This is a genomic window from Streptomyces sp. LaBMicrA B280 (assembly GCF_049222185.1).
In the GTDB taxonomy this organism is placed as follows: Bacteria; Actinomycetota; Actinomycetes; order Streptomycetales; family Streptomycetaceae; genus Streptomyces; species Streptomyces murinus.
In genome coordinates this window covers 1-25,056 of record NZ_JBMJCT010000027.1, presented here as the reverse complement: position 1 = coordinate 25,056, position 25,056 = coordinate 1, and the positions used below count along the sequence as shown (strand labels likewise).

General features: G+C 73.5%; 22 protein-coding genes, 1 other RNA gene and 3 pseudogenes. 13 read left to right on the top strand and 13 right to left on the bottom strand.

All coding sequences use genetic code 11. From position 1 onward, the window contains the following. Window positions 1-2: 2 nt before the first annotated feature. Together ACLF5H_RS23085 and ACLF5H_RS23080 are read right to left on the bottom strand one after the other, a co-directional pair. Window positions 3-653 (bottom strand): class I SAM-dependent methyltransferase, encoded by a 651-nt coding sequence (locus tag ACLF5H_RS23085; RefSeq protein ID WP_421677923.1) that lies wholly within the window; start codon window positions 651-653, stop codon window positions 3-5. A 103-nt stretch (window positions 654-756) separates the two neighbouring features. Beyond that, window positions 757-2,502 (bottom strand): MFS transporter, encoded by a 1,746-nt coding sequence (locus ACLF5H_RS23080; RefSeq protein ID WP_421677922.1) that lies wholly within the window; start codon window positions 2,500-2,502, stop codon window positions 757-759. A 160-nt stretch (window positions 2,503-2,662) separates the two neighbouring features. Here ACLF5H_RS23080 and ACLF5H_RS23075 point away from each other — a divergent pair, with 160 nt between their 5' ends. Both ACLF5H_RS23075 and ACLF5H_RS23070 read left to right on the top strand, forming a co-directional pair. Continuing rightward, a complete protein-coding gene (locus tag ACLF5H_RS23075) occupies window positions 2,663-3,850 on the top strand; it encodes a thiolase C-terminal domain-containing protein (RefSeq protein ID WP_421677921.1) in 1,188 nt (395 codons plus the stop codon). Between the two features lie 87 nt (window positions 3,851-3,937). Then, window positions 3,938-5,396 (top strand): annotated as a pseudogene (locus ACLF5H_RS23070) (MFS transporter). 31 nt (window positions 5,397-5,427) lie between these two features. On the opposite strand, the gene ACLF5H_RS23065 reads toward ACLF5H_RS23070, so the two are convergent. Genes ACLF5H_RS23065 through ACLF5H_RS23050 form a run of 4 tightly spaced genes read right to left on the bottom strand, consistent with a single transcriptional unit; the run spans window position 5,428 to window position 9,067 of the window. Beyond that, window positions 5,428-6,054: a response regulator gene (locus ACLF5H_RS23065; RefSeq protein WP_421677920.1), complete on the bottom strand. Its 627-nt coding sequence runs from the start codon at window positions 6,052-6,054 to the stop codon at window positions 5,428-5,430. Window positions 6,055-6,078: 24 nt separating this feature from the next. Then, window positions 6,079-7,374 (bottom strand): sensor histidine kinase, encoded by a 1,296-nt coding sequence (locus tag ACLF5H_RS23060; RefSeq protein ID WP_421677919.1) that lies wholly within the window; start codon window positions 7,372-7,374, stop codon window positions 6,079-6,081. 17 nt (window positions 7,375-7,391) lie between these two features. Then, window positions 7,392-8,108, bottom strand: a complete 717-nt coding sequence (locus ACLF5H_RS23055) for an ABC transporter permease (protein WP_421677918.1) — start codon at window positions 8,106-8,108, stop codon at window positions 7,392-7,394. Next, complete coding sequence (locus tag ACLF5H_RS23050; RefSeq protein ID WP_421677917.1) at window positions 8,108-9,067, bottom strand: ATP-binding cassette domain-containing protein; 960 nt, start codon at window positions 9,065-9,067, stop codon at window positions 8,108-8,110. Before ACLF5H_RS23050 ends, ACLF5H_RS23055 begins: the two co-directional genes overlap by 1 nt. A gap of 289 nt (window positions 9,068-9,356) precedes the next feature. Between ACLF5H_RS23050 and ACLF5H_RS23045 the strand changes: the two genes are divergently transcribed. The 3 genes from ACLF5H_RS23045 to ACLF5H_RS23035 are packed head-to-tail and all read left to right on the top strand — an operon-like array spanning window position 9,357 to window position 12,302. After that, complete coding sequence (locus ACLF5H_RS23045) at window positions 9,357-10,217, top strand: MaoC/PaaZ C-terminal domain-containing protein (protein ID WP_421677916.1); 861 nt, start codon at window positions 9,357-9,359, stop codon at window positions 10,215-10,217. A gap of 51 nt (window positions 10,218-10,268) precedes the next feature. Beyond that, window positions 10,269-11,345, top strand: coding sequence for a Zn-dependent alcohol dehydrogenase (locus tag ACLF5H_RS23040; protein ID WP_421677915.1), 1,077 nt, complete (start codon window positions 10,269-10,271; stop codon window positions 11,343-11,345). 12 nt (window positions 11,346-11,357) lie between these two features. Then, the gene (locus tag ACLF5H_RS23035; protein WP_421677914.1) at window positions 11,358-12,302 is read left to right on the top strand and encodes a 3-oxoacyl-ACP reductase; all 945 of its coding nucleotides are present in this window, start codon (window positions 11,358-11,360) and stop codon (window positions 12,300-12,302) included. A 67-nt stretch (window positions 12,303-12,369) separates the two neighbouring features. On the opposite strand, the gene ACLF5H_RS23030 is transcribed toward ACLF5H_RS23035, so the two are convergent. Both ACLF5H_RS23030 and ACLF5H_RS23025 read right to left on the bottom strand, forming a co-directional pair. Beyond that, window positions 12,370-12,528 carry a hypothetical protein gene (locus ACLF5H_RS23030; RefSeq protein ID WP_421677913.1) on the bottom strand — a complete coding sequence of 53 codons (159 nt, stop codon included), beginning with the start codon at window positions 12,526-12,528 and terminating at the stop codon, window positions 12,370-12,372. Window positions 12,529-12,624: 96 nt separating this feature from the next. Next, window positions 12,625-13,848: a hypothetical protein gene (locus tag ACLF5H_RS23025; RefSeq protein ID WP_421677912.1), complete on the bottom strand. Its 1,224-nt coding sequence runs from the start codon at window positions 13,846-13,848 to the stop codon at window positions 12,625-12,627. Between the two features lie 186 nt (window positions 13,849-14,034). On the opposite strand from ACLF5H_RS23025, the gene ACLF5H_RS23020 reads away from it, so the two are divergent. Genes ACLF5H_RS23020 through ACLF5H_RS23010 form a run of 3 tightly spaced genes read left to right on the top strand, consistent with a single transcriptional unit; the run spans window position 14,035 to window position 16,846 of the window. Next, window positions 14,035-14,874, top strand: a complete 840-nt coding sequence (locus ACLF5H_RS23020) for a Nif3-like dinuclear metal center hexameric protein (RefSeq protein ID WP_421677911.1) — start codon at window positions 14,035-14,037, stop codon at window positions 14,872-14,874. Between the two features lie 13 nt (window positions 14,875-14,887). After that, window positions 14,888-15,631 (top strand): zinc ribbon domain-containing protein, encoded by a 744-nt coding sequence (locus ACLF5H_RS23015; protein WP_421677971.1) that lies wholly within the window; start codon window positions 14,888-14,890, stop codon window positions 15,629-15,631. Between the two features lie 12 nt (window positions 15,632-15,643). Next, on the top strand, window positions 15,644-16,846 hold the full coding sequence (locus ACLF5H_RS23010; protein WP_421677910.1) for a bifunctional RNase H/acid phosphatase: 1,203 nt from the start codon (window positions 15,644-15,646) through the stop codon (window positions 16,844-16,846). On the opposite strand, the gene eda is transcribed toward ACLF5H_RS23010, so the two are convergent. Further along, entirely contained in the window at window positions 16,832-17,491 is a 660-nt protein-coding gene (gene eda, locus ACLF5H_RS23005; RefSeq protein ID WP_421677909.1) for a bifunctional 4-hydroxy-2-oxoglutarate aldolase/2-dehydro-3-deoxy-phosphogluconate aldolase, read from the bottom strand. The genes ACLF5H_RS23010 and eda overlap by 15 nt on opposite strands. 63 nt (window positions 17,492-17,554) lie before the next feature. Beyond that, window positions 17,555-18,337 (bottom strand): peroxide stress protein YaaA, encoded by a 783-nt coding sequence (gene yaaA, locus ACLF5H_RS23000; RefSeq protein WP_421677970.1) that lies wholly within the window; start codon window positions 18,335-18,337, stop codon window positions 17,555-17,557. 75 nt (window positions 18,338-18,412) lie between these two features. Here yaaA and ACLF5H_RS22995 point away from each other — a divergent pair, with 75 nt between their 5' ends. Continuing rightward, window positions 18,413-19,846 carry an RNB domain-containing ribonuclease gene (locus tag ACLF5H_RS22995; protein ID WP_421677908.1) on the top strand — a complete coding sequence of 478 codons (1,434 nt, stop codon included), beginning with the start codon at window positions 18,413-18,415 and terminating at the stop codon, window positions 19,844-19,846. On the opposite strand, the gene ACLF5H_RS22990 is transcribed toward ACLF5H_RS22995, so the two are convergent. After that, window positions 19,833-21,470 (bottom strand): FAD-dependent monooxygenase, encoded by a 1,638-nt coding sequence (locus tag ACLF5H_RS22990; RefSeq protein ID WP_421677907.1) that lies wholly within the window; start codon window positions 21,468-21,470, stop codon window positions 19,833-19,835. The genes ACLF5H_RS22995 and ACLF5H_RS22990 overlap by 14 nt on opposite strands. A 47-nt stretch (window positions 21,471-21,517) precedes the next feature. On the opposite strand from ACLF5H_RS22990, the gene ACLF5H_RS22985 reads away from it, so the two are divergent. The 4 genes and pseudogenes from ACLF5H_RS22985 to rnpB all read left to right on the top strand — a co-directional run bounded on the left by ACLF5H_RS22985 (window position 21,518) and on the right by rnpB (window position 24,441). Beyond that, window positions 21,518-22,195 carry a TetR/AcrR family transcriptional regulator gene (locus ACLF5H_RS22985; protein WP_421677906.1) on the top strand — a complete coding sequence of 226 codons (678 nt, stop codon included), beginning with the start codon at window positions 21,518-21,520 and terminating at the stop codon, window positions 22,193-22,195. A 77-nt stretch (window positions 22,196-22,272) separates the two neighbouring features. After that, window positions 22,273-23,118: an AraC family transcriptional regulator gene (locus tag ACLF5H_RS22980; RefSeq protein ID WP_421677905.1), complete on the top strand. Its 846-nt coding sequence runs from the start codon at window positions 22,273-22,275 to the stop codon at window positions 23,116-23,118. Between the two features lie 22 nt (window positions 23,119-23,140). Further along, window positions 23,141-23,920 (top strand): annotated as a pseudogene (locus ACLF5H_RS22975) (DMT family transporter); the annotation flags it as partial. Window positions 23,921-24,035: 115 nt separating this feature from the next. Then, window positions 24,036-24,441, top strand: an RNA gene (gene rnpB / locus ACLF5H_RS22970) — RNase P RNA component class A. Between the two features lie 274 nt (window positions 24,442-24,715). On the opposite strand, the gene ACLF5H_RS22965 is transcribed toward rnpB, so the two are convergent. Beyond that, window positions 24,716-24,916, bottom strand: coding sequence for a hypothetical protein (locus tag ACLF5H_RS22965; RefSeq protein WP_421677904.1), 201 nt, complete (start codon window positions 24,914-24,916; stop codon window positions 24,716-24,718). 43 nt (window positions 24,917-24,959) lie between these two features. After that, window positions 24,960-25,056, bottom strand: a pseudogene (locus tag ACLF5H_RS22960) (IS982 family transposase); the annotation flags it as partial.

The following is a 25,056-nucleotide window of genomic DNA, read 5'->3' as shown; positions in this document are numbered from 1 at the left end:
CCTCAGATCCCCGCCCCCGTTCGCCGCAGGACCCGCAGGGAACCGGTCGCGGTGATTTCGGTGAAGGCGCCGGAGGCGAGGGCGCGGAGGTAGATGCGGTAGGGGGCCTGGCCGGTGAACTCGTCCTTCGGGTCGGGGAACACGTCGTGGATGGCGAGCAGTCCGCCGTCGGCGAGGTGCGGGGCCCAGCCCTCGTAGTCGGCGCCGGCGTGCTCGTCGGTGTGGCCGCCGTCGATGAAGACGAAGCCCAGCGGGCCGCCCCACACCGCCGCGACCTGCGGCGACCGGCCGACCAGCGCGATCACATGCTCTTCGAGGCCCGCTTTGAACAGCGTGCGCCGGAAGGTGGGCAGCGTGTCCATCAGCCCGACCTCGGGGTCGACGGTCTCCGGGTCGTGGTAGTCCCAGCCCGGCTGCTGCTCCTCGCTGCCCCGGTGATGGTCCACGGTCAGCGCGCTCACCCCCGCCGCCCGCGCCGCGTCGGCCACCAGCAGGGTCGACCGCCCGCAGTACGTCCCCACCTCCAGCAGGGGCAGCCCCAGCGCCCCCGCCTCCACCGCCGCCGCGTACAGGGCGAGCCCCTCGTCCACGGGCATGAACCCCTTGGCCGCCTCGAACGCGGCGAGAATCTCGGGCTGGGGGGCGGTGGCCATAGGACGCCTTTCGCAGGTGGCACGGCTGTTCGGGCCCCATGCTGCCGCACCGCTGTGAACGGGCGTGACGTGGGGCGCCCCTAAGAGGCGCCCCTAAGAGGCGCTACACGCTCACCGCTTCACCCGGCAGGGAGAGATCGACCTCGACCGCCCGCTCCTCACCGTGGTGCGTCGCCGCGGAAGCGAGCGGCCCATGGCCGTACGCCCGCGCCGCGAGGACGTACGCCCCCTGCGCCGGCACCGCCAGCTCGTACCGGCCCGCCTCGTCGGAGACGGCCGCCCCGGCCTGTCGGCCCCGGTGGTCGATCAGCGTCACCTTGGCGCGGGCGACGGGCCCGCCGGTGGCGTCCAGCACCCGCCCCCGGAACCCCCGCAGCACCTCCTCCGCCAGCTCCAGCACCGCCTCGTCCTCCGCGCTGCTGGCCCGCAGCCGCACCTGCCGCACCGGGCGGCCCGCCTTCGGCAGGAACAGGGCGAGCACCAGACCCGCCGCCACCGCCCCCGTCGCGATGAGGAACGACACCCGGAACCCGTGCATCGTCGGGATCGCCATACCCCCCACGGTGTGCGCCGTGTTGGCGAGCACCATGCCGATGACGGCGCTCGACACCGACGTGCCGATCGACCGCATCAGGGTGTTGAGCCCGTTCGCCGCGCCCGTCTCCGACGCCGGGACCGCGCCGACGATCAGCGCGGGCAGCGAGGAGTACGCGAGCCCGATGCCCGCGCCGAGGATCACGGACGTGACGATCGTCTCCCAGGCCGCCTGCATCAGGCCGAGCCCGCCGCCGTAGCCGATGGCGATGATCAGAAGGCCGATGATCAGGGTGGTCTTCGGGCCGTAGCGGGCGGAGAGACGGGCGTACACCGGCGCGGTGAACATCATCGTCAGGCCCAGCGGCGCCACGCACAGACCGGCGACGACCATCGACTGGCCGAGCCCGTACCCGGTGGCCTTCGGCAGCTGGAGCAGCTGGGGCAGGACCAGCGAGACGACGTAGAACGCGACGCCGACCATGATCGACGCCAGGTTGGTGAAGAGCACCGCGGGCCGCGCGGTGGTGCGCAGGTCGACCAGCGGCGCCTTGATGCGCAGCTCGAACAGGCCCCACAGGAGGAGGACGACGACGGCCGCGACGAACAGGCCGAGGGTGGTCGCCGAGGACCAGCCCCAGTCGCTGCCCTTGGTGATGGGCAGCAGGAGCAGCACCAGACCGGCGGAGAGGCCGAGCGCGCCGGGCAGGTCGAAGGTGCCCGCCGCGCGCATCGGGGACTCGGGGACGGTGAGCAGGGTGAGGGCGATGGCGAGCACGCCGAGACCGGCGGCGCCGTAGAACAGCGCGTGCCAGTTCATGTGCTGGGCGACCAGCGCGGCGGCGGGCAGGGCGAGGCCACCGCCCACGCCTATGGAGGAGCTCATCAGGGCCATCGCCGAGCCGAGCCGTTCGCGCGGCAGCATGTCCCGCATCAGGCCGATGCCGAGGGGGATCGCACCCATGGCGAAGCCCTGGAGGGTACGGCCCACGATCATGACGAGCAGCTGGCTGGTGAGCGCGCTGACCAGCGCGCCGATCACCATCACGGCGAGGCTGGCGATCAGCATGCGCCGCTTGCCGTACAGATCGCCGAGCCGGCCCATGATCGGGGTGGCGACGGCGCCGGACAGCAGGGTCGAGGTGAGGACCCAGGTGGCGTTGCTGGGTGCGGTGTGCAGCAGCAGGGGCAGGTCTTTGATGACCGGCACGAGCAGGGTCTGCATCACCGCGACCACGATGCCGGCGAAGGCGAGCACCGGGACGACGGCCCCGCTCGCCTCGCGCCGCGGTTCGTCGGTCGTCGTGTGGGTCATTGAGTGCGGCCTCCCGTAGACATGAGTGCGGGGTAAACCTCGTATGCACAGGCAACTATTCCGTTGCTTCGGGCCTCTAATGATTATTTGACCATCCTATGGGTTTCTGATCCGGCGTCAGGGATGGCCATGTTATGGAACGCGTTCTAGTGTGCGCGCCATGAAGGCCTATGTAGCCGGGGTCGGGATGACCAGGTTCGAGAAGCCCGAGACCCGTGACTGGCAGTACTGGGACATGGTGCGGGAGGCCGGTGGGGCCGCGCTCGCGGACGCCCGGATCGGATACGACGAGGTGGAACAGGTTCCCGTCGGGTACTGCTTCCAGCCCTCGACCGCGGGCCAGCGCGCCGTCTATGAACTGGGGCTCACCGGCGTCCCCGTCTACAACGTCAGCAACAACTGCGCCACCGGCGCCACCGCGCTGATGCTCGCCCGCCAACTGGTCGAGGGCGGCGCCGCCGACTGCGTCCTCGCCCTGGGCTTCGAGAAGATGAGCAGGGGCTCGCTCGGCGGCGGGTCCGGCTCCGGCGACCTCGCGGCCTCCCCGGTCGCCCGCCACTACGGCGTCATGGCCGCCCGGCACGGCTTCGCGCGCACCCCGCCCACCGCGCAGCTCTTCGCCGCCGCGGCCCGCGAGCACCAGGAGCGGTACGGCACCACCGAGGCGCAGCTCGCCGCCGTCGCCGCCAAGAACCACCGGCACTCCGCGCACAACCCCAACGCCCAGTTCCGGGACGTGTACGACATCGCCGCCGTCCTCGCCGCGCCGATGGTGCACCCGCCGCTGACCCGGCTCCAGTGCTCGCCCACCTCCGACGGCGCCGCGGCGGCCGTGGTCGTCTCCGAACGGTTCGCCGAGCGGCGGTCGCTGACCGGCCTCGTCGAGATCGCGGGGCAGGCGATGGCCACCGACACCGAGGCGACCTTCGCGTCCGGCTCCTGCGTCGACGTCGTCGGACAGCCCGTGTCCCGCGCGGCCGCCCGGCAGGCGTACGACCGCGCCGGGCTCGGCATCGAGGACGTGGACGTGATCGAGCTGCACGACTGCTTCTCGGTCAACGAGCTGCTCACCTATGAGGCGTTGGGCATGTGCGAGCCGGGGGAGTCGGGGAAGCTGGTCGAGTCCGGCGCGACGACGTACGGCGGCCGTTGGGTGGTGAACCCCTCCGGCGGCCTGATCTCCAAGGGGCATCCGCTGGGCGCGACCGGCCTCGCCCAGACCGCCGAACTGGTCTGGCAGCTGCGCGGCGAGGCGGCCCGGCGGCAGGTCGCCGGGGCGCGGGTGGGGCTCGCGCACAACATCGGTCTCGGCGGGGCGGCGGTGGTGACCGTACTGAAGGCGGTGTGATCAGGGCGGGCGGGGTGACGTAGTCCGCGCGGAGTAGGTCCCCCTGGTCCGAAATGCCGATGCAAGGACCGTAACGGGCCTGAGACCATGACATCCATGCTGGAGACCGCCGACACCCCGCCCCTCATATCCCGACGTACGACGCCCCCGACCTGGTTGGTGGTGGCGCTGGCCTGTGCCGGACAGTTCCTGGTGGTGCTGGACGTCTCCGTGGTGAACGTCGCGCTGCCCTCCATGCGCACCGACCTCGCTCTCAGCGCCTCCGGCCTGCAATGGGTGGTGAACGCGTACGCGATCGCCTTCGCCGGGTTCATGCTCCTCGGCGGCCGGGCCGGCGACCTGTACGGCCGCAAGCGGATGTTCCTCGTCGGCCTCGGCCTGTTCACCCTGGCCTCGCTGGGCGGCGGCCTCGCCCAGGAGGGCTGGCAACTGCTGCTCGCCCGCGCGGTGCAGGGCCTCGGCGCGGCGGTCCTCGCGCCCTCCACGCTCACCCTGCTGACCGCCGCGGTGCCCGAGGGCGCCGCCCGCGCGCGGGCCATCGCCACCTGGGGACGCTCTTCCGATCATCGCCACCTGGGCCGCGGTCGGCGCGGGCGGCGGCGCCGCGGGCGGACTCGTCGGCGGAGTCCTGGTCGACGTGCTGTCCTGGCGCTGGGTGCTGCTGATCAACGTGCCGGTGGGCGCGGTCGTGCTGGCCGGCTCGCTGCGCTGGCTGGTGGAGAGCCGCGCCGGTGACCGCCGCCGCCTCGACCTGCCCGGCGCGCTGCTGGTCACCGCCGGTCTCGCCACACTGGCGTACGGCATCTCGCGCACCCAGGAGAAGGGCTGGACCGACCCGGCGAGCCTGCTGCCGCTGGCCGCCGGGGTGCTGCTGATCGCCCTGTTCCTGCTGGTCGAGGCGCGGACCCCGGCCCCGCTGATGCCGCTCGGACTGCTGCGGCGGCGCCCGGTGGCCTCGGCGAACGCGGCGATGCTGGTGTCCGGCTCGGCGATGTTCTGCATGTGGTACTTCATGACGCTGTACGCGCAGAACGTGCTCGGCTACTCCCCGCTGGCGGCCGGTGCCGCGCTGGTGCCCAGCTCGCTGGCCGTGATCATCGGCTCCAAGGTGGCGCCGCGGCTGATGCGGACGGCGGGGCCCCGCTTCGTGGCGGTGCTCGGCACCCTGATCGGCGCGAGCGGATTCGCCTGGCAGTCCACGATGAGCGCGCACGAGGCGTACGTCACCGCGATCATGTGCCCGGGCATCCTGATGATGCTGGGCGGCGGTCTGGCGATGACCCCGCTGGCCGCGCTGGCGACCTCGGGGGCGGCGGTGGGCGAGGCCGGGGTGGTCTCGGGCCTGATCAACACCTCGCGCACGATGGGTGGTTCGCTCGGTCTCGCGGTGATGTCGACCATCGCCGCGTCCGGCATGGGCACCGGCACCGGCCCCCAGGCCCTGACCGACGGCTACGCGCTGGCCTTCCGCGCCTCCACGGCGGTGCTGCTGGGCGGGGCGCTGCTGATGGCGCTGTGGCTGCCGCGCCATCTGCCGCACAAGTGAGCCGCTCCCGGGGGCGTTTGCGCCACCGGTCTCACAACCAGCCCTGCTGACGGGCCTCCCGCACCGCCTCCGCCCGGTTGCGGGTGCCCGTCTTGCCGATGGCCGAGGACAGGTAGTTGCGCACGGTGGACTCGGACAGATGCAGCCGGCCCGCGACATCCGCGACGGTCGCCCCGTCCGCGGACGCCTTCAGCACCTCGCGCTCGCGCGGGGTGAGCGGATTCGGCCCGGCGCTGAGCGCGGCCGTCGCCAGCGCCGGATCGACCACGGTCTCCCCGGCCAGCGCCCGCCGGATCGCCGCCGCCAGCTCCTCCACCGGCCCGTCCTTGACCAGGAACCCGGCCGCCCCCGCCTCCAGGGCCCGGCGCAGATACCCCGGCCGCCCGAAGGTCGTCAGGATCAGCACCCGGCAGCCCGGCGCCCGCGTCCGCAGCTCCTCCGCCGCGTCGAGGCCGCTCATCCCGGGCAGCTCGATGTCCAACAGCGCGACGTCCGGCCCGTGTCGGAGCACCGAGGCCACGATGGCGTCGCCCGCGGCCACCTGCGCCACGACCTCGATGTCCTCCTCCATCCCGAGCAGCAGGGCGAGCGCGCCGCGCATCATGCCCTGGTCCTCGGCGAGGAGAACCCGGATCGCCCCCCGGGGTGTCTCGTTCATGGGGTCAGCGTACGGCCGACCGCCTCACGAAGGATCCGACGCCGCCGGGCCGGCCGCCGCCGGTTCCTCCGCCACCAGCGGGAGTTCCGCCGTCACCGTGAAGCCGCCGCGCGCCGCCGGGCCCGCCGTGAGGGAGCCGCCCGCGGCGGCCAGGCGTTCGGTGAGGCCCGTGAGACCGGTGCCGCCGATGCCGGGGGCGGGGCGGCCGACCGGAGTGCCGGAGCCGTCGTCGGTCACCGTCAGCCGGACCCGTTCCGCCGCGTTGGTCACGGCGATCTCGCAGCGGCCCGCGTCGCTGTGCCGGATCACATTGGTGACCGCCTCCCGGACCACCCAGCCCAGCAGGGCCTCCGTCTGCGGCGCGAGCGGAGTGCCGGACCGGCGGAAGACCGGGTCGACGCCCGCCGCCGTCAACGCCGAGCGGGCGCGGTCCAGTTCGGTCTCAAGGCTGCCCTCGCGATAGCCGGTGACCGCCTCCCGGATCTCGGTCAGCGCCTGCCGTCCCACCGACTCGATGTCCGTGATCTGGCCCAGCGCCGCGGCCATGTCGCGCGGGGCCAGCCGACGGGCCGCCTCCGACTTCACCACGATCACCGACAGGGTGTGGCCCAGCAGATCGTGCAGATCACGGGAGAAGCGCGCCCGCTCCTGCTCCACCGCGCGCCGGGCCAGTTCCTCCCGGGCGGCACGCAACTCCCGTACCGCCTCGGACAGTCCGAGGATCGCGGCGGTCACCATGGTGGACAGGAACGTGGCGTACCCGATGTTCGTCGCGTCCGACCAGTCGCCGCGCACCCCGGACAGCGCGGCCGCGTAGACCGCCAGCAGGATCCCCGAGCGGCCGAGCCACGGCCCGCGCAGGGCGGCGCCCGTGGCCAGGCCCAGCAGCGGGAAGAACATCAGCCAGTTGCCGCCGTAGCCGAGCGCCAGGCCCGTGGTCAGCAGGCCCATCAGCAGCAGCGCCACCCGGGTGCGCGGCTCCTCGCGCCTGGCCCGGTCGAAGGAGCGGAAGGTGACGTAGATGTACAGGCTGTTGAAGGCGAACAGACCCAGCCCGCCGATCAGCGGGTTGGGGGTCCGCCCCTGGAGCAGATTGGCGAAGGCCCCCATCCCCATCAGCAGCCAGGGCAGCAGCGCGAAGCCGGTGGGCGGCGGCCCGGGATCACTGACCGCCGGTGTCTCGCCCCGCTTACGGGCGGCCCGCGAGGCGGCCTTGAACCGCTCGTTCTCCGCCTTCCAGCGCTCCAGCTCCGCCTTCCACTCCCGCCGCGCCGCCCGCCAGGCCCGCGCCTGGCAGCGCACCCTCCGCCATCCCGACATGTTCTCGTTCCCCCAGGTCAGACGGTCCCCGCCCGGCGGCGGTAGGACAGCACGGCGTACGATCCGAACACCAGCAGCCAGCCCGTCAGCACGATGATCGCACCGGCGCCGGGGGCATGTCCCTCCGCGACCGCGTCGCCCAGCTCGGCGAACCGGTCGGTCGGCGTGTACACCGAGACCGACCGCAGCCACCCGGGGAACAGCGTCGTCGGGAACCACAGCCCGCCCAGCACGGCCAGGCCCAGGCTGCACACCATGTTGACCACGCCCGTGGCGGGACCGGTCAGCCCGTAGCCGTTGCCGAGGCCCAGCAGCGTGAACGGCACCGAGCCCAGCCACAGCAGCAGCGCGATCGCCGCCCACTGCCACACCGCGAGCCGCACCCCGTTGACCAGGCCGCCCGCCGCCAGCACGGCGACGATCGAGGGCAGCACCGTCACCACACCGGTCAGCGCCCGCCCGGCCACCACCTCGCGCGGGGTCATCGGCGTCACCCGCAGCTGCCGCAGCCAGCCCACCGCGCGGTCCTCGGCGACCGCGCCGCCGGTGTTCAGGGCGGAGCCGACGGCGCCGTACGCCGCCATGCCGACCATCGCCGCCGTACGCCATGTCCCGTCGTTCTCACCGATGTTGGTGAACAGCAGGTACATCATGACGGGCATCAGGATCGCGCCGATCACAAATCCCACGTCGCGCAAGGTGCGACGGATCTCCAGCCGGACGTAAGCGAGCATCACAGGGCCTTCGCGGTGTCGAGGGAAACGGATGTCCGGTGCTCCGGGCCGGTGCCGCGCTCCGCCGCGGAGGTCAGCGCCAGGAACGCGTCGTCCAGCGACGCCGGAGCCACCTCCAGGCGGCGGATCGCGCCCAGTTCGGCCAGCGCGAGCACCGTCGCGTCGGAGTCGTCGGTGCGCAGCCGGACCCGGTCGCCGGCCACCTCAAGGGAGCGGACGCCGGGCAGCGGGGCGAGGTCGTCCGGGGCGCGGCCCCCGAGGTCCACGCAGACCAGGCTGCCGCCCGCGGCCCGCCGCAGCTCCTCTCCCGTGCCGTCCGCGACGATCCGGCCCCGGTCCATGACCACGATCCGGTCGGCGAAGGAGTCCGCCTCCTCCAGATAGTGGGTGGAGAAGAGCACGGTGTGCCCGCGTCGGGCGTACCCGCGCATCGACTCCCAGAACGCGTGCCGCGCCTCCACGTCCAGCGCCGCCGTCGGCTCGTCGAGGACCAGCAGCGAGGGATCGCCCGCCAGCGCCACCGCGAACCGCACCCGCTGCACCTGGCCCCCGGACAGCCGGTCCACCCGGCGCCCGGCCAGCGCGGAGATCCCGGCCAGCTCCAGGGCCCGCGCCACCGGCATCGACGCCGGATAGCGCGAGGCCACGAAGCCGACCAGCTCGCCCACGGTGACCCGGGGCACCGGCCGGGCGTCCTGGAGCATCGCGCCCACCCGGCCGGCCCGCACCGCGCGCTCCGGCTCGGTCCCGAACAGCTCCACCCGCCCGGCGTCCGGCGGGTACAGCCCCAGCAGCAGCCCGATGGTGGTCGACTTGCCTGCGCCGTTGCGGCCCAGCAGGGCCACGGTCTCGCCGCGCCCGATCCTCAGGTCCACCCCGTCCACGGCGCGCACGGACCCGAACGCCCGGATGGCCCCCGTGAAGGACACGGCGGTGGTGTCCTCGTCCCTCTGTGTCATGCCTACGACGGTAGAAGCCGGACCCGGCGCCCCGGCAGACGCGGTTGTACGGACTCGGGCAGTACAAATGTCACGGGCCCCAGCCGAGCTGACGTACCGTCAGGAGCCTTCACAACTTCGGGGGGCTGGGCTATACAGGGGGCGCCGGACTGGAACGCGTTCTAGGCCCGTCGACCGTGCGGCGCACCCCCGTCGGCCGTACGGCGTTCCGCGTCCGCCCGTGGACGACCTCGGCGCGGCCGACGGTGCGGACGACCGCGCCGAGGTCTCGATACCTCTTGGGAGCCCCATGCCCATCGACGCAGCCAAGGCCCTCGCCGCCGAGCCCCGCTCGGCCGGGATCACCTGGACCGCGAAGGACGTCCAGCTCTACCACCTGGGCATCGGCGCGGGCCGCCCCGCCACCGACCCGGACGAGCTGCGCTACACCCTGGAGTCCCGGCTGCACGTGCTGCCGAGCTTCGCCACCGTCGCGGGCGCGGGCAAGCCAGGGGTGACCGGCGGGCTGTCCATGCCGGGCGTCGACGTCGATCTCGCCAGGGTCCTGCACGGCGGACAGACCCTGCGGGTGCACCGGCCCATCCCGGCCCGGGGCAGCGCCACCGCCACCTCCCGCATCGCGGCCGTGTACGACAAGGGCAAGGCCGCCGTGCTGGTGCTGCGCACCGAAGTGGGCGACGCCGGGGGCCCGTTGTGGACCAGCGACGCGCAGATCTTCGTCCGCGGCGAGGGCGGCTGGGGCGGCGACCGGGGACCCTCGGCCCGCCTGCCGGAACCGGGCGGCGAGCCGGACCGGACCGTCGAGCGTCCGACCCGCCCCGACCAGGCCCTGCTCTACCGGCTCTCCGGCGACCTCAACCCCCTGCACGCCGACCCCGAGTTCGCCAAGCTCGCCGGGTTCGACCGGCCCATCCTGCACGGTCTGTGCACCTACGGCATGACGCTCAAGGCCGTGACCGACACCCTCCTCGACGGCGACGTGGGCCGGGTGCGGTCGTACACCACCCGGTTCGCGGGCGTCGTCTTCCCGGGCGAGACCCTGCGCGTCCGCATGTGGCGCGAGGCGACGGACCGGGTGCGGGTCGCCGTCACCGCCGCCGAACGGGACGACGCGCCGGTGCTCGCGGACACCGTCGTGGAGCACTCCTGAACCAGCACCGCCTGTATCGCCAGAACCGCCAGTATCGAGGGGAGTCACGGCATGCGCGCAGCCGTACTGCACGAGATCGGCCAGGACAAGCTCGACGTCCTCGACGACATCGAGGCGGCCGGATTCGGCCCGGGCAAGGTCCGTATCAGGGTGCGGGCCACCGGGCTGTGCCACTCGGACCTGTCCGCGATGAACGGCGTACTGCCCCAGCCCGCACCGTTCGTACCGGGCCATGAGGGCGCGGGCGAGGTGCTCGAAGTCGGCGAGGGCGTACGGCATGTGAAGCCGGGCGACCGGGTGGTCGTCTGCTGGCTGCCCGCCTGCGGCGGCTGCCCGGCGTGCCGGCGCGGCCAGACCGAGCTGTGCCTGGCCGGGTTCATGAACGCGGGCACCCCCAACTTCCGCCGCCCCGGCGGCGATGTCTTCGGCTTCGCGGGCACCGGCACCTTCGCCGAGGAGGTCGTGCTGGACGCCGGATGCGCCGTCCCGCTGCCCGACGACGTGCCCTACGACATCGCCGCCCTGATCGGCTGCGGGGTCACCACCGGACTCGGCGCGGCCCTCAACACCGCCGATCTGGCGGCCGGTTCAACGGTCGCCGTCATCGGCTGCGGAGGCGTCGGCGTCTCCGCGATCCAGGGCGCACGGCTGAGGGGCGCCGCCGAGATCGTCGCCGTCGACCCGGTACCCGCCCGCCGCGCGGCCGCCCTCAAGTTCGGCGCCACCAGGGCCGTCTCCCCCGACGGACTGGCCGAGGCCAAGCAGCAGGTCACCGGCGGCGAGGGCTTCGACTACGTGTTCGAGGTCGTCGGCAGATCCGCGACGGCCCGCACCGCCTACGAGACCACCCGGCGCGGCGGCACCCTCGTGGTGGTCGGCGCCGGTGCCATGGACGACTTCCTCCAACTCAACATGTTCGAGCTGTTCTTCGACGAGAAGCGCATCCTGCCCTCCCTCTACGGCGGCGGGGACGTGGTCCGTTCCTGCGAGCGCGCCATCGCCCTGTGGCGGGCCGGCCGCATCGACCTGGCCGGGCTGATCACCCACCGGGTGCCGCTCGCCGCGATCAACGAGGCACTGGACCAGATGCGTACCGGGACCGCCCTGCGTACGTGCGTCGAGATCTGAGGAACGCCGCCCATGACACTGCCACTTCAGGGGCTGTCCGCCGTCGTCACCGGGGCCGGGCGCGGGCTCGGCCGGGTCGAGGCCCTCGAACTCGCCCGCCTCGGCGCGGCCGTCGTCGTCAACGACTACGGCCGCCCGGGCCGGGACGGGACCGGGGACGCCTCGGCCGGACCCGCCGAACAGGTCGTCGCCGAGATCCGCGACACCCTCGGCGGCACCGCCCTCGCCCACACCGGAGACGTCGCCGACGCCGAACAGGCCCGAGAACTGATCGAGTTGGCGATCGGCGAGTTCGGCAAGCTGGATATCCTCGTCAACAACGCGGGCATCCTGCGCGATCGCATGATCTTCTCCATGACCGAGGACGAGTGGGACTCGGTGCTCCGCGTCCATCTCAAGGGCCACTTCAACACCACCCGCCTCGCCGCCGCGCACTGGCGGGGACGCTCCAAGGCCGCCGGGGAACCGGTCTACGGGCGGATCATCAACACCTCCTCGGAAGCCTTCCTTGCCGGATCCGCGGGACAGCCCAACTACGCGGCCGCCAAGGGCGGGATCGTCGGCCTCACCACCTCCACGGCCCTCGCCCTCGCCAAGTACGGCGTCACCGCCAACGCCATCTGCCCGCGCGCCCGCACCCGGATGACCGAGGACGTCTTCGCGGGCCTGAAGGCACCCGAGGAGGGCCTCGACCCGCTCGCCCCCGAGCATGTCGCCCCGCTCGTCGGCTACTTGGCCGCACCGGCCGCCGCCCGCGTCAACGGACAGCTGCTCGTGGTGCACGGCGGCATGGTGGCGATCGTCGAACGGCCCAAGGTCCGGGAGCGGTTCGACAGCAAGCAGGAGACATTCACCTACGACGAACTCGACGCGCTGCTCACCCCGCACTACGCGGGGCGGCCGCCGGGGGAGACGTTCGCGGCGGCGGAGGTGCTGACCCTGAAGCGCGGGCGGTAGGACCCGGCGGCACGGGAAGCGGGAAGAGGGGGCACCCTGGTGGGTACCCCCTCTTCCCTCACTGCTTTCAGGCAGCCGCCTCGGTGGTCTCCTCGGCGGCCTTGCGGTGCCGGCCGTGCGGAGACTGGTCAGTCTCCGAGACCGAGACCGAGCCCCGGTGCCGGCCGTGGCCGGCGTCTTCCAGAGAGTCGGCAGACAGCTGCTCCGTCGTGCTGGTGTCGCTCATTGGACGTATTCACCCCGTCAACATCATCTTTCGTACAGCCGGAGGAGTGTAACCGGCACACCACGGGCCGAATCCAGGCGCACACGCCAACCGGCACTAGTTCGTTACAAGACGTCCCAGGGGAGCCTGCGCCAAGGGCACAGGACGCGGCGCCGCCGGTTCCGCGGAGCCCGCATCGGCCGCCCCGGCGATCTCCGCGACGGGCGCCCCGACGGCGGTGGCGGCGGCCGGGTCCGCACCGCCCGGACGCATACGCGGCCCAGCCGGGTCCGCACCGGCCGCCCGGGTGCGCGGCTCACCCGCGGGCGCCCGCAGCTCGGCCACCCCGCACGGGGTCTCCCGGGTGGCGTACGGCAGCCGCAGCACCCCCTCCGGGGTCCACAGCCCCGACCCGGTCAACCAGCCCTTGGGCGCGGCGAGATGCCGTACCCGCCGCTCGGCCGGCCGCCAGATGCCCACCCAGGTGCCCACCGGCCCCTCGATGCGCAGCGCCACCGCGCAGTTCTCCGGCTCCAGCACCTGACCCGGCTGGATCGCGAACGGCACCGCCGCGCACTCCGGCAGCCGCAGCGAGGTGGGGAAGCGCACCGGCAGGGTGGAGCCGAGGACGCCCCAGCCCAGTCGTTCCCGCCCCGGCGAGGGCGCGTCGGAGGAGATCAGCAGCAGCCCGCTGTCCGGGTCGGCCATCAGCAGCCGGTCGTCACTGCCCGGTGTGATCTGGAGCAGCGGGGTCACCTCGCCCCGCTCCAGGTCCACCACGACCGTCTTGACGCGCCCCTCCAGCTCCCGGTCCAGCGCCAGCAGCCGCCCGGTGCGGTCCAGCCAGACCCCGCCCGAACAGCGCCCCGGCACCTCCACCAGCCGCTCGGGCCCGGCCGAGCCGCCCGCCACCTGCCACACCGAGCTGCTGCGGGAACCGACCGTGACGGCGTAGGCCCGCGCGCCCCCCGGCGCCGGGGGCAGCAGATCGAGCCGGACCCCGGGCCCGGCGCACTCCATGGCGCCCAGCGGCAGCTCCCCGGTGCCGGGTCCGGTCGGGTACAGCAGCGCGAAGAGGTGCCGTACCCCCGCCCGCCGGTGGATCAGGACCCGTCCGTCGCCCAGCGGCTGCAGCTCGGTGCCGGGCTCCTCCGGCTGGTTGCCGGGCAGCGGCACCGCGTACGGCTCCGGGCCGTCCAGCGTCCAGCGCTCCGGGAACCAGGAGTCACCGTCCCGCGTGAGCCGCGCGGCGTACGCGCCGTCCGCCGTGAGTACGCAACCGCGCTCCGGGGAGCGGACGTCCGTACCGACGGACGGGGATTCGATTGCACAGGCCGTCATCGTTCGGTCACCTCCGGCGACGAAGCTAGGTCTGAACGCACGGCCGTGCGGGGGGCCGACCACCGCTTCACACATACGGGTGGCGCAGAAGCGATTCCTCTGAGGAAGCGGACATGACTGTGCTGCGAGCGGCCGGGAGGGGCGGACGCGGTACGGCCCCGCCGAACAGCCAGGTAGCCTTTTCCCGTGCCCCGTCTGTCTGAAGTCATCGCCGCGCTGGAGAACCTGTGGCCCGCCGAGCGGGCCGAGTCCTGGGACGCGGTCGGCACGGTCGTGGGCGACCCCGATCAGGAGGTCACCCGGGTCCTGTTCGCCGTCGACCCCGTCCAGGAGATCGTCGACGAGGCCGTGCGGCTCGGCGCCGACCTGCTGGTCACCCACCACCCGCTCTATCTGCGCGGCACGACCACGGTCGCGGCCTCGCACTTCAAGGGCCGGGTCGTGCACACGCTGATCAAGAACGACATCGCGCTGCACGTCGCCCACACCAACGCCGACACCGCCGATCCGGGCGTCTCCGACGCCCTCGCGGGCGCGCTCGACGTCCGTGTCGTACGCCCCCTCGTGCCGGACCCCACCGACCCGAACGGACGTCGGGGCCTCGGCCGGGTGTGTGAGCTCGATCATCCGCTCACCCTGCGGGAACTGGCCGCACGCGCCGCCGAGCGGCTGCCCGCCACCGCGCAGGGCATCCGGGTGGCCGGCGACCCCGACACCGTCGTCCGCACCCTCGCGGTCAGCGGCGGCTCCGGCGACAGCCTCTTCGACCAGGTGCGCGCGGCCGGGGTGGACGCCTACCTCACCGCCGACCTGCGCCACCACCCGGTCTCCGAGGCCGTCTCGCACTCCCCGCTCGCGCTGCTCGACGCGGCGCACTGGGCCACCGAGTGGCCCTGGTGCGAGCAGGCCGCCGGCCAGCTCGACGAGATCTCCGACCGCCACGGCTGGGACCTGCGGGTCCATGTCTCCACGACGGTCACCGACCCCTGGACCGCCCACGCGGCGTCCTCCGCCACCACTAATTAATGGGAGCCCCCAACTGAACGCCGCGCCCGCCGACCAGATCCGACTCCTCGATGTCCAGGCCCTCGACGTCCGCCTCCAGCAGCTCGCGCACAAGCGGAGGTCGCTGCCCGAGCACGCCGAGATCGAGACGCTGAACAAGGACCTCACCCAGCTGCGCGACCTGCTCGTGGCCGCGCAGACCGAGGAGAGCGACTGCGCCCGCGAGCAGACCAAGGCGGAGCAGGACGTCGACCAGGTGCGCCAGCGCGCCACCCGCGACCAGCAGCGCCTGGACTCCGGCGCGGTCACCTCGCCGAAGGACCTGGCCAACCTCCAGCACGAGATCGTCTCGCTCGCCAAGCGGCAGGGCGATCTGGAGGACGTCGTCCTGGAGGTCATGGAGCGCCGCGAGTCCGCGCAGGAGCGGGTGAACGAGCTGACCGAGCGGGCCGCCTCCGTCCAGTCGAAGATCGACGACGCGACCGGCCGCCGGGACGCCGCGTTCGAGGAGATCGACGGCGAGGCCGCGTCCGTCACCAAGGAGCGCGAGGTCGTCGCGGGCTCCGTCCCGGCGGACCTGCTCAAGCTGTACGACAAGCTGCGCGAGCAGCAGGGCGGCATCGGCGCGGCCAAGCTGTACGCCCGCACCTGCCAGGGCTGCCGCCAGGAGCTGGCCATCACCGAGCTGAACGAGGTCCGCTCGGCCGCCCCCGACACCGTGGTGCGCTGCGAGAACTGCCGCCGGATCCTGGTGCGTACGGCCGAGTCCGGGCTGTAGGGGGCTTACGGCGTGCGGGAGTTCATCGTCGAGGCGGACGGCGGTTCCCGGGGCAACCCGGGCCCCGCGGGCTACGGCGCGGTGGTCTGCGACGCGGCGACGGGTCAGACGCTGCTGGAGGCGGCGGAGTACATCGGCGTCGCCACGAACAACGTCGCCGAGTACCGGGGCCTGCTGGCCGGTCTGCGCGCCGCCCGCACCCTGGACCCCGCCGCCACCGTCCATGTCCGCATGGACTCCAAGCTGGTCATCGAGCAGATGTCCGGCCGCTGGAAGATCAAGCACCCCTCGATGAAGCCCCTGGCGACGGAGGCCCGGGGGGTCTTCCCGCCGGACCGGGTGACGTACGAGTGGATCCCCCGCGCCGAGAACAAACACGCCGACCGCCTGGCGAACGAGGCGATGGACGCGGGGGCGCGGGGCGAGCGGTGGAGCCCGGGGGACTCGGTGGCGGAACTGGAGGCCGGCCCGATCGCTACGGCCGCCGCAGCCGCGGGCAGCAGTGCCGCGGGCACGCCTGCCGTCGTGGCCGCGGGCCATCAGGACGCACCCGGCACCACCACGCGGGGCTGGACCTCGGCCCCCGACCTCGGCGCACCCGCCACCCTCGTCCTCCTCCGCCACGGCGAGACCTCCCTGACCCCCCAGAAGCGCTTCTCGGGCAGCGGCGGCACCGATCCGTCCCTCTCCGACGCGGGCCGCGACCAGGCCCACCGCGTCGCCGACGCCCTGGCGAGGCGCGGCACCGCCCAGACCGTCCTCGCCTCCCCTCTCGCCCGCACCCGCGAGACCGCCGAGATCGTCGCCGCCCGCCTGGGCCTGGACGTCGTCGTCGAGGACGGGCTGCGCGAGACGGACTTCGGTGCCTGGGAGGGGCTGACCTTCGGCGAGGTCCGCGACCGCTACCCGGACGACCTGAACGCCTGGCTCGCCGACCCCGCCGCCCGCCCCACCGGCGGCGGCGAGAGCTTCGCCGAGGTCGCCGCCCGTATCGCCGTCACGAAGGACGAGCTGGTCACCGCGCACGCGGGCCGCACCGTCCTGCTCGTCACCCATGTGACGCCGATCAAGACGCTCGTCCGGCTCGCCCTCGGCGCCCCGCCGGAGTCCCTGTTCCGCATGGAACTCTCGGCCGCCTCCCTCTCCGCGGTGGCGTACTACGCCGACGGCAACGCGAGCGTCCGCCTCTTCAACGACACCTCACACCTGCGCTGACGCGGGCCCGCGCAGCCCTGCCGCCGCCCGCGCGAGCGCCTCGATCCGCGCCCAGTCCCCGGCCGCAACGGCGTCCGCCGGGACCATCCAACTCCCGCCGACACAGCCGACGTTGGGCAGGGCCAGATACTCCGGGGCGTTCCCGGGCCCGATCCCGCCGGTCGGACAGAACCGCGCCTGCGGCAACGGCCCGGCCAGCGACCGCAGATACGCCGTACCGCCCGCCGCCTGCGCCGGGAAGAACTTCATCTCCCGCACCCCGCGCTCCAGCAGCGCCACGACCTCCGAGGCGGTCGACACTCCCGGCAGGAACGGCACCCCGCACCCCCGCATCGCCGCCAGCAGCCCCTCCGTCCACCCGGGACTGACGAGGAACCGCGCCCCGGCCCCGACGGCCGCCGCCACCTGCCCCGGCGTGATCACCGTCCCCGCCCCGACCACCGCCTCGGGCACCTCCTCGGCGATCGCCCGGATCGCCTCCAGCGCGGCGGGCGTACGAAGCGTCACCTCGACCCCCCGCAACCCCCCGCCCACGAGCGCCCGCGCGACCGGCACGGCATCGGACACCTCCGCGATCACGACCACCGGCACCACGGCCGCGAGATCAAGCACGGAGTCCACCTGCGACGACAACGGCAACGGCATGCCCTCATCGTCCCGACCGGTCACACTCCCCGCAATCACCATTGCGCACAGTGCAACGCCCCCTCAGTGGACCTCCTCCACCAACACATCCAGCGCCCACGCCTTCCCCGCCCGCTCCGGGGCCTGGGCCTCCACCCCGTACCCCAACTCCCGCAGCGCGTCGACCAGTTCGGCGGGGTCGCGGGGCGCGAGGCCGGTCGAGAGCAGAGAGCGGACGATCCGGCCCTTGGTCGCCTTGTTGAAGTGGCTGACGACCTTGCGGGTCGGCGCGTGCAGCACCCGTACCGTCGCCGTCCGCCCCGCGATCTCGCCCTTCGGCTTCCACGCCGCCGCGTACGCCGCCGAGCGCAGATCCAGCACCAGACCGTCCCCGGCCGCCTCCGGCAGCACCTCGGCCATCGGCGCCCGCCAGTGCCCGGCCAGTGCGCCGAGCCCCGGCAGCCTGATCCCCATCGAGCAGCGGTAGGAGGGGATGCGGTCGGTCACCCGCACCGCGCCCCACAGCCCGGAGAAGACCAGCAGCGAGCGCGCCGCCCGCCGCTTCGCCGCCGCGTCCAGGGAGGCGAGGCCCAGGGCGTCGTACAGGACACCGGTGTAGACCTCCCCGGCGGGGCGCGCGCCGGCCGTGCGCAGGGCCGCGTTCTTGGCGACCTCGCCGCGCAGCCCCTCGCTGAGCCCCAGCACCTCGCGCGCCTTCTCCTCGTCGCCCGCGCACAGCTCGACCAGTTCCCCGAGCACGGCCTCGCGCGCGCCGGTCAGCCCCGGCAGGGACAGCGACTCCAGCCGCAGCGGGGCGCCCTTGCCCGAGTCGGCCTTACCTTCCGAGGGCGGCAGCAGGACCAGCAACACGTACTCCTTCTCTTGCGCTCAGGCGCCAGCGTACGGGGTGCTGCCCGGGCCCCCGCGCCCTACGCTCGACTCATGCTCAGCCGCAGGATCCGCGTGACCGGCGCCCCCGAGGCACCCCTGAGGGCCGCGCTCGCCGCCCTGCGCGCCCGCCTCGGCGTCCCGCAGGGGTTCCCGCCGAAGGTGGGGGAGGAGGCCGAGCGCGCGGCGAAGAGCCCGCCGCCACCGTCGTACGACGCGACGGACCTCCCCTTCTTCACCCTCGACCCGCCCGGCTCCCCGGACCTCGACCAGGCGACGCATCTGTCCCGGCGGGGGAGCGGCTACCGGGTGCGGTACGCCATCGCCGACGTCGCCGCCTTCGTCGTACCCGGCGGGGCGCTGGACGCGGAGGCGCAGCGGCGGGTGAACACCCTGTACTTCCCCGACGAGCGGGTCCCGCTGCACCCCGCGGTGCTCAGCGAGGACGCGGCCAGCCTGCTGCCCGGGCGGACCCGGCCCGCCGTGCTGTGGACGATCGACCTGGACGCGGAGGGGCGGACGCTCGCGGTCGAGGTGCGCCGGGCCCTGGTGCGCAGCCGCGCCCGGCTCGACTACGCGGGCGTCCAGCGGGCCATCGACGCGGGGACGGCGGAGGAGCCGGTCGCGCTGCTCAGGGAGATCGGCCGGGCGCGGGAGCGGCAGGAGGCCGCGCGCGGGGGCATCTCGCTCACGGTGCCCGAGCAGGAGATCACCGAACGGGACCACACCTACGCGCTGTCGTACCGCGCCCCGCTGCCCGCCGAGAACTGGAACGCCCAGCTGTCCCTGCTCACCGGCATGGCCGCCGCCGAGCTGATGCTCGCGCGGGGCACCGGCATCCTGCGCACGCTGCCGCCCGCCCCGGACGGCGCGGTGGCCCGGCTGCGCCGTACCGCGCGGGCCCTCGGCATCGACTGGCCGCACCATGTGCCGTACTCGGCCGTGATCGGCGCCCTCGACCCGCGGGTGCCGCACCACGCGGCGTTCCTCCAGGAGTGCACCACCCTGCTGCGCGGCGCGGGCTACACGGTCTTCCGCGACGGCGCGCTGCCCGCGATCACCACCCATGCCGCGATGGCCGCCCCCTACACCCACTGCACCGCCCCCCTACGGCGTCTCGCCGACAGGTACGCGCTCGAACTCTCCCTCGCCGCCGCCTCGGACGACCCCGCGCCCGACTGGGTCCTCGCCGCCCTCGACGCCCTGCCGCACCGGATGGCCGACGGCGCGCAGCGCGCGAGCGCGGTCGAGCACGAGTCCATCGACATCGTCGCCGCGGCCCTGCTGAGGGACCGGGTCGGGGAGACCTTCGACGCCTGCGTGGTCGACCTGGACGACCACCACCCGGACGTCGGCACCGTCCAACTGGCCTCCCCGGCCGTCCTCGGCCGCGTCGAGGGCCCCGACCTCCCCCTGGGCGACCCCCTACGGGTCCGTCTCGTCAAGGCGTCCCCCGGCGGGGCCAAACCCCTGTTCATCCCCGCGTGAGCGCCCTCGCGGCGGCCCCGGGCACCCCGACCCAGCGCTCCAGGGCCGCGCCGAGTTCGTCCTCGTCCGGCCCCTTCTCCCCGCCCGTGTCGGCCGCCCAGGCCACGAAGCCGTCCGGGCGGACGAGGATGGCCCTGAGGGCGGGCCGGGTCGGGCAGGCGGCGGTGAGGACGGTCAGGCGGTCGGCGTAGGGGGCGGTCAGGGTGCGCAGCTCGGGGGAGTCGGTGAGGTCGAGGAGGAGGGGCCGTCCGGTGTGCAGATGCTCGTTCAGGCGGGTGCCGTCGGAGAGCGGCAGATCGGGGGCGCTCGCGCCGGTCAGCGGATGGCCGCCGGGCAGGTCGTAGCGCTGCCAGCCGCCGGAGATGCGATTGACCAGGTAGGTCGTGCCGGAGACGCTGCCCGCGAGGTCCTCGACCACCCGGCGCAGCGCGCGGGCGTGCCGGTCCGGGCGCATCAGCGCGATCTGGGCGCGGGTCCAGTCGAGCACCCAGGCGCCGATCGGATGCCGCTCGGCGGTGTAGGTGTCCAGGAGCGACTCGGGCGCCCGGCCCCCGACGACCGCGGCGAGCTTCCAGCCGAGGTTCAGCGCGTCCCCGAGGCCGAGATTGAGCCCCTGCCCGCCGAACGGCGAGTGCACATGCGCCGCGTCGCCCGCGAGCAGCACCCGGTCCCTGCGGTACTCGGTGGCCTGGCGGGCGTTGTCCGTGAACCGGGTCGCGGTGCGCACCCCGGTGACGCGCACCTCCGGCACGCCCGAGACCCGGCGCAGGCTCGCCTCCAACTCCTCGGCGGTGACGGGCGCGTGCCGGTCGGCCGGCGGGCTGTCGAACTCGACGGTGAGGATCCGCCCGGGGAACGGCCCGTGCGCGTACGTCCCCACGTCCGTCGTGTTCCAGCCCGCCTTCAGCCGCTCGGCGCCGCTGAGTTCGACCAGCGCCTGGTAGCCGGTGATCTCCGGTGCGGTGCCCGGGAATTCGAACCCGGCGAGCCTGCGCACCGTGCTCCGGCCGCCGTCGCAGCCGACCAGCCAACTCGCGCGCACGGTCCGCCCGTCGAGCTGTACGGCGACCCCGTCCGCGTCCTCGGCGAAGCCGGTCAGCTCCACGCCCCGCCGTACCTCCACCCCGAGCCGCTCGGTCCAGCGGCCCAGCGCCCGCTCCAACTCGGCCTGCGGCAGCACGAGTCCGGGTCCGGCGGCGGGATCGGCGTCCGCCCACTCGGGGCCGGAGTCGTCGAACAGCCCGGGGTCCAGGGTGATCCCGGCGAAGTGCCCGGCGAACCCGGGGCGCCTCGTCGTACGGTCGCCGCCCCCGCCCTCCCCGCTCTCCCCGTTCTCCTCGGCGTCCCGGAACGCCCGGAGCCCTTCCCGCACGGCCTCCCGCACCGCCGCCAGCTCGGGCAGCAGCCCCCGCCGGTTCAGGGCGACCGCGCTCGGGTGGTTGATCCAGCCCGCCTTGATGGTCTCGTCCACCTCGGTCAGCCGCTCCACCACCAGCACCCGTAAGGCCCCGCCGAGCCTCAGCTCACCGGCGAGGAAGAGCCCCACGGGGCCGGCACCGGCCACCACCACGTCGTACTCCGTGACCTGCTCCGTGCCCTGCTCCGTGCCCTGTGTCGTCGTCATGAGCCGAACTATAGTCACTAAAAGTTTTTATCCGCTATAGTTTTGTCATGAACGATGAGTTGAGCGATGGGCCGGTGGGCAGCCGGGACGGCCTGGACGGCGCGCACGCGCTCCCGCTGCGGGAGCGCAAGAAGCGCGCGACGCGCCGGCGGATCTCCGACATCGCGACGCGGCTGTTCGGCGAGCGCGGCTTCGACGCGGTGACGGTCGCGGAGGTGGCCCGCGCGGCGGACGTCTCCGCCATGACGGTCTTCAACTACTTCCCGCGCAAAGAGGACCTGTTCCTCGACCGCATCCCCGAGGCCGCCGACCTCCTCGCCGCGGCCGTACGCGAACGCGCCCCGGGCGAACCCCCGTTGGCCGCCCTGCGCCGCCTGGCCCTGCGACTCCTGGACGAACGGCACCCGTTGAGCGCCGTGGGGGAGAACTATGTCCCCTTCTGGCGCATCGTCATCGGCTCCCCGGCCCTGCGCGCCCGCGCCCGCGAGGGCGCCGAGGAGGTGGAGACCGCCCTCGCGGCGGCCCTCGCCGACACCGGCACACCCGACCCCGACCTCCTCGCGGCCCTCGCCGTCGCCGCGTACCGCACGGTCTTCGTCACCACCGCCCGCAGGCTCCTCGCCGGTGATCCGGTGGCAGAGGTGGCCGAGGACCACCGGGCCCGCCTGGAGACGGCGTTCACCGCGCTGGAGCGGACGGGCCTCGGCCACCGGCCCGTCGGCTGACCTGCGCGGAAGGAAGCGGGGCCCGGTGGGCGTTCCAACGGCGGGCGAGATGATCGCCGTACGACGAGGGGGCGTCCATGACCGAAGCGGTGAGCGCATCCGGGCCCGAACAGGCCCAGTGGCGACGGGCCAGACTCGGCCACGAGGGGCCGCCCCTCGACCTGCTCACCGCGAGCTTCCAGCGGCACACCTACGCCCCGCACGCCCACGACGAGTACACGATCGGCGTCTGCGTCGGCGGGTACGAGGTGATCGACTACCGGGGCGGCCACATACGCACCGGGGCCGGGACGATCGTCGTACTGGACCCCGGTGAGATGCACACCGGCGGCCCCGGCAACGCCACCGACGGATACGCCTACCGCGCGCTGTACGCCGAGCCGTCCCTGCTGGGGGAGGGCACCGCCGGGGGCGCCCCGCACTTTCCCGAACCCCTGCTGGACGACCCCGAGCTGGCCCTGGCGCTGGCCCGCGCGCACGCCGAACTCAGCGCCTGCCCCGACCCGTTGGAGGCCGAGTCCCGGCTGCCCTGGCTGCTCACCGCGCTCGCCCGGCGGCACTCCTCGGCACGGCCGCTGCACGACCGCGTACCCGGCGCGGCCAGCATCGCGCGGACGGTCCGCGACCGGCTCGCCGACGAGCTGACCGCCCCGCCGACGCTCGCCTTGCTCGCCGCCGACCTGGGCCTCTCCCGCTACCAGCTGCTGCGGGCCTTCCGTACGGCGACGGGCATACCGCCGTACGCCTGGCTCGCCCAGTACCGGGTGGGCAGGGCGCGGGTGCTGCTGGAGGCGGGGCTGCGGCCGGCCGAGGTGGCGGGGCTGGTCGGCTTCGCGGACCAGGCGCATCTGACCCGCTGGTTCCGCAGGGTGCTCGGGGTGACCCCGGCGGTGTACCGCAACAGCGTTCAAGACGCCCGCTGAGCACGTGGCCGAGACTCGCCGCATGACTGCACGTGGCTGGTTCCTGTTCTCCCTGATGGGAGTGGTCTGGGGCATCCCCTATCTGCTGATCAAGGTCGCGGTGGCCGAGGTGTCGCCGCCCGTCCTGGTGTTCACCCGCTGTGCGCTGGGCGCGGCCCTGCTGCTGCCGTTCGCGCTGCGCCAGGGCGGCCTGCCCCGCACGATCCGCACCCACTGGCGCCCCATGCTGGCCTTCGCGGTCCTGGAGATCGTCGTCCCCTGGTTCACCCTCACCGACGCCGAACGGCATCTGTCCAGCTCCACGTCGGGCCTGCTGATCGCGGGGGTGCCGATCGTGGGCCTCCTCGCGGCCCGCTTGCTCGGCAGCACGGAGCATTTCGGCCCCCGGCGGCTGATCGGCCTCACCCTGGGACTCGCCGGGGTCACGGTCCTGGCCCTGCCCCACCTCACCGGCGGCGACGCCCGGTCCCTCGCCGAGGTCCTGCTCACCGTCGTGGGCTACGCCACGGCGCCCCTGATAGCCGCCCGGCACCTGGGGGACGTCCCCTCCCTGCACCTGACGGCCCCCTGCCTGACCCTGGCCGCCCTGGTCTACGCCCCCGCCGCCGCCCTCACCCACCCGACCGCGCTGCCCTCCCCGCAGGCCCTGGCCGCGCTCGCCGCGCTGGGCGTGATCTGCACCGCCCTCGCCTTTGTGGCCTTCCTGGAACTGATCAAGGAGGCGGGCCCCACCCGCGCCACGGTCATCACCTACGTGAACCCGGCCGTGGCGGTCGCCGCGGGCGCGGCCTTCCTGCACGAGCCCCTGACCCTCACCGTGCTGCTCTCCTTCGCCTTCATCCTGGCGGGCTCGGTGCTGGCGACGGCGGCCGGTCCCCGGCGGCGCACCCGACCGGTACCATGGTCGACACGGCAGACGAGCCGGGCGGACGGCCGCGTGGAGTCCCCTTAGGGGGCTTCCCGAGGAACGTCCGGGCTCCACAGGGCAGGGTGATGGCTAACGGCCACCCGGGGTGACCCGCGGGACAGTGCCACAGAAAACAGACCGCCCGGCGCTCAGGCGCTGGGTAAGGGTGAAACGGTGGTGTAAGAGACCACCAGTGCCCAGGGTGACCTGGGCAGCTAGGTAAACCCCACCCGGAGCAAGGTCAAAAGGAGCGCCGTCAAAAGCGCTCTGCGCGGACGTTCGAGGGCTGCCCGCCCGAGTCCGCGGGTAGACCGCACGAGGCCAACGGCAACGTTGGCCCTAGATGGATGGCCGTCGCTCCAGGGCCCGCGAGGACCCCGGAGAAACAGAACCCGGCGTACGGCCCGGCTCGTCTGCCGCTCCACGTTTCCGCAGGTCAGAGGCCATGTTTTCTCGCTGAACAAACTGGCCGGGTCGAATCCGGGTCGAATTCGGGCCGTGTGGGTGACGGTGCGGAGATATACCGCTCGTATCGTCCATCCTGTCCTGTCGATAAGGGGTGGATAGGGCCTATGGGGCATCTGGCGGGTGCAAGATGCGGCCCCAGGTCAGTTGCCAGCGAGGTGGGACGCTTCGGGCGCCTTCGAAAGTATGGTCCGGGGTGTCCCTGCTGGCGGGACAGGGTGCAGGTCATTCCGTCCGCTGTGACTCGCTGGTGGATTCGCTTTCCGGTGGTGCCTGCTTCACGCGTTGTGCTGCGTCGAGATTCACGTCAATCGTCACGTTCTCGCGGTTGTCGTTGATCCTCGCGGCGAGCGCCTGGATGGAGGTGGCGTCGAACCGGTATCGCGGCGGCCAGTCGAGGGGATTGGCCGGAGGCCAAATCGGCACGACAGAACCGTGAAAGTCCTCTAGATGAGTGAGTCCGATGTTCTCAGTGGTCGTAGGCGATCAGGGATCGTTTGATCTTGGCGCCGGTGGTCCAGTTGTGCCAGATGCCGGCTGCCAGGGCGAGGAGTCGTTGTCCGGTG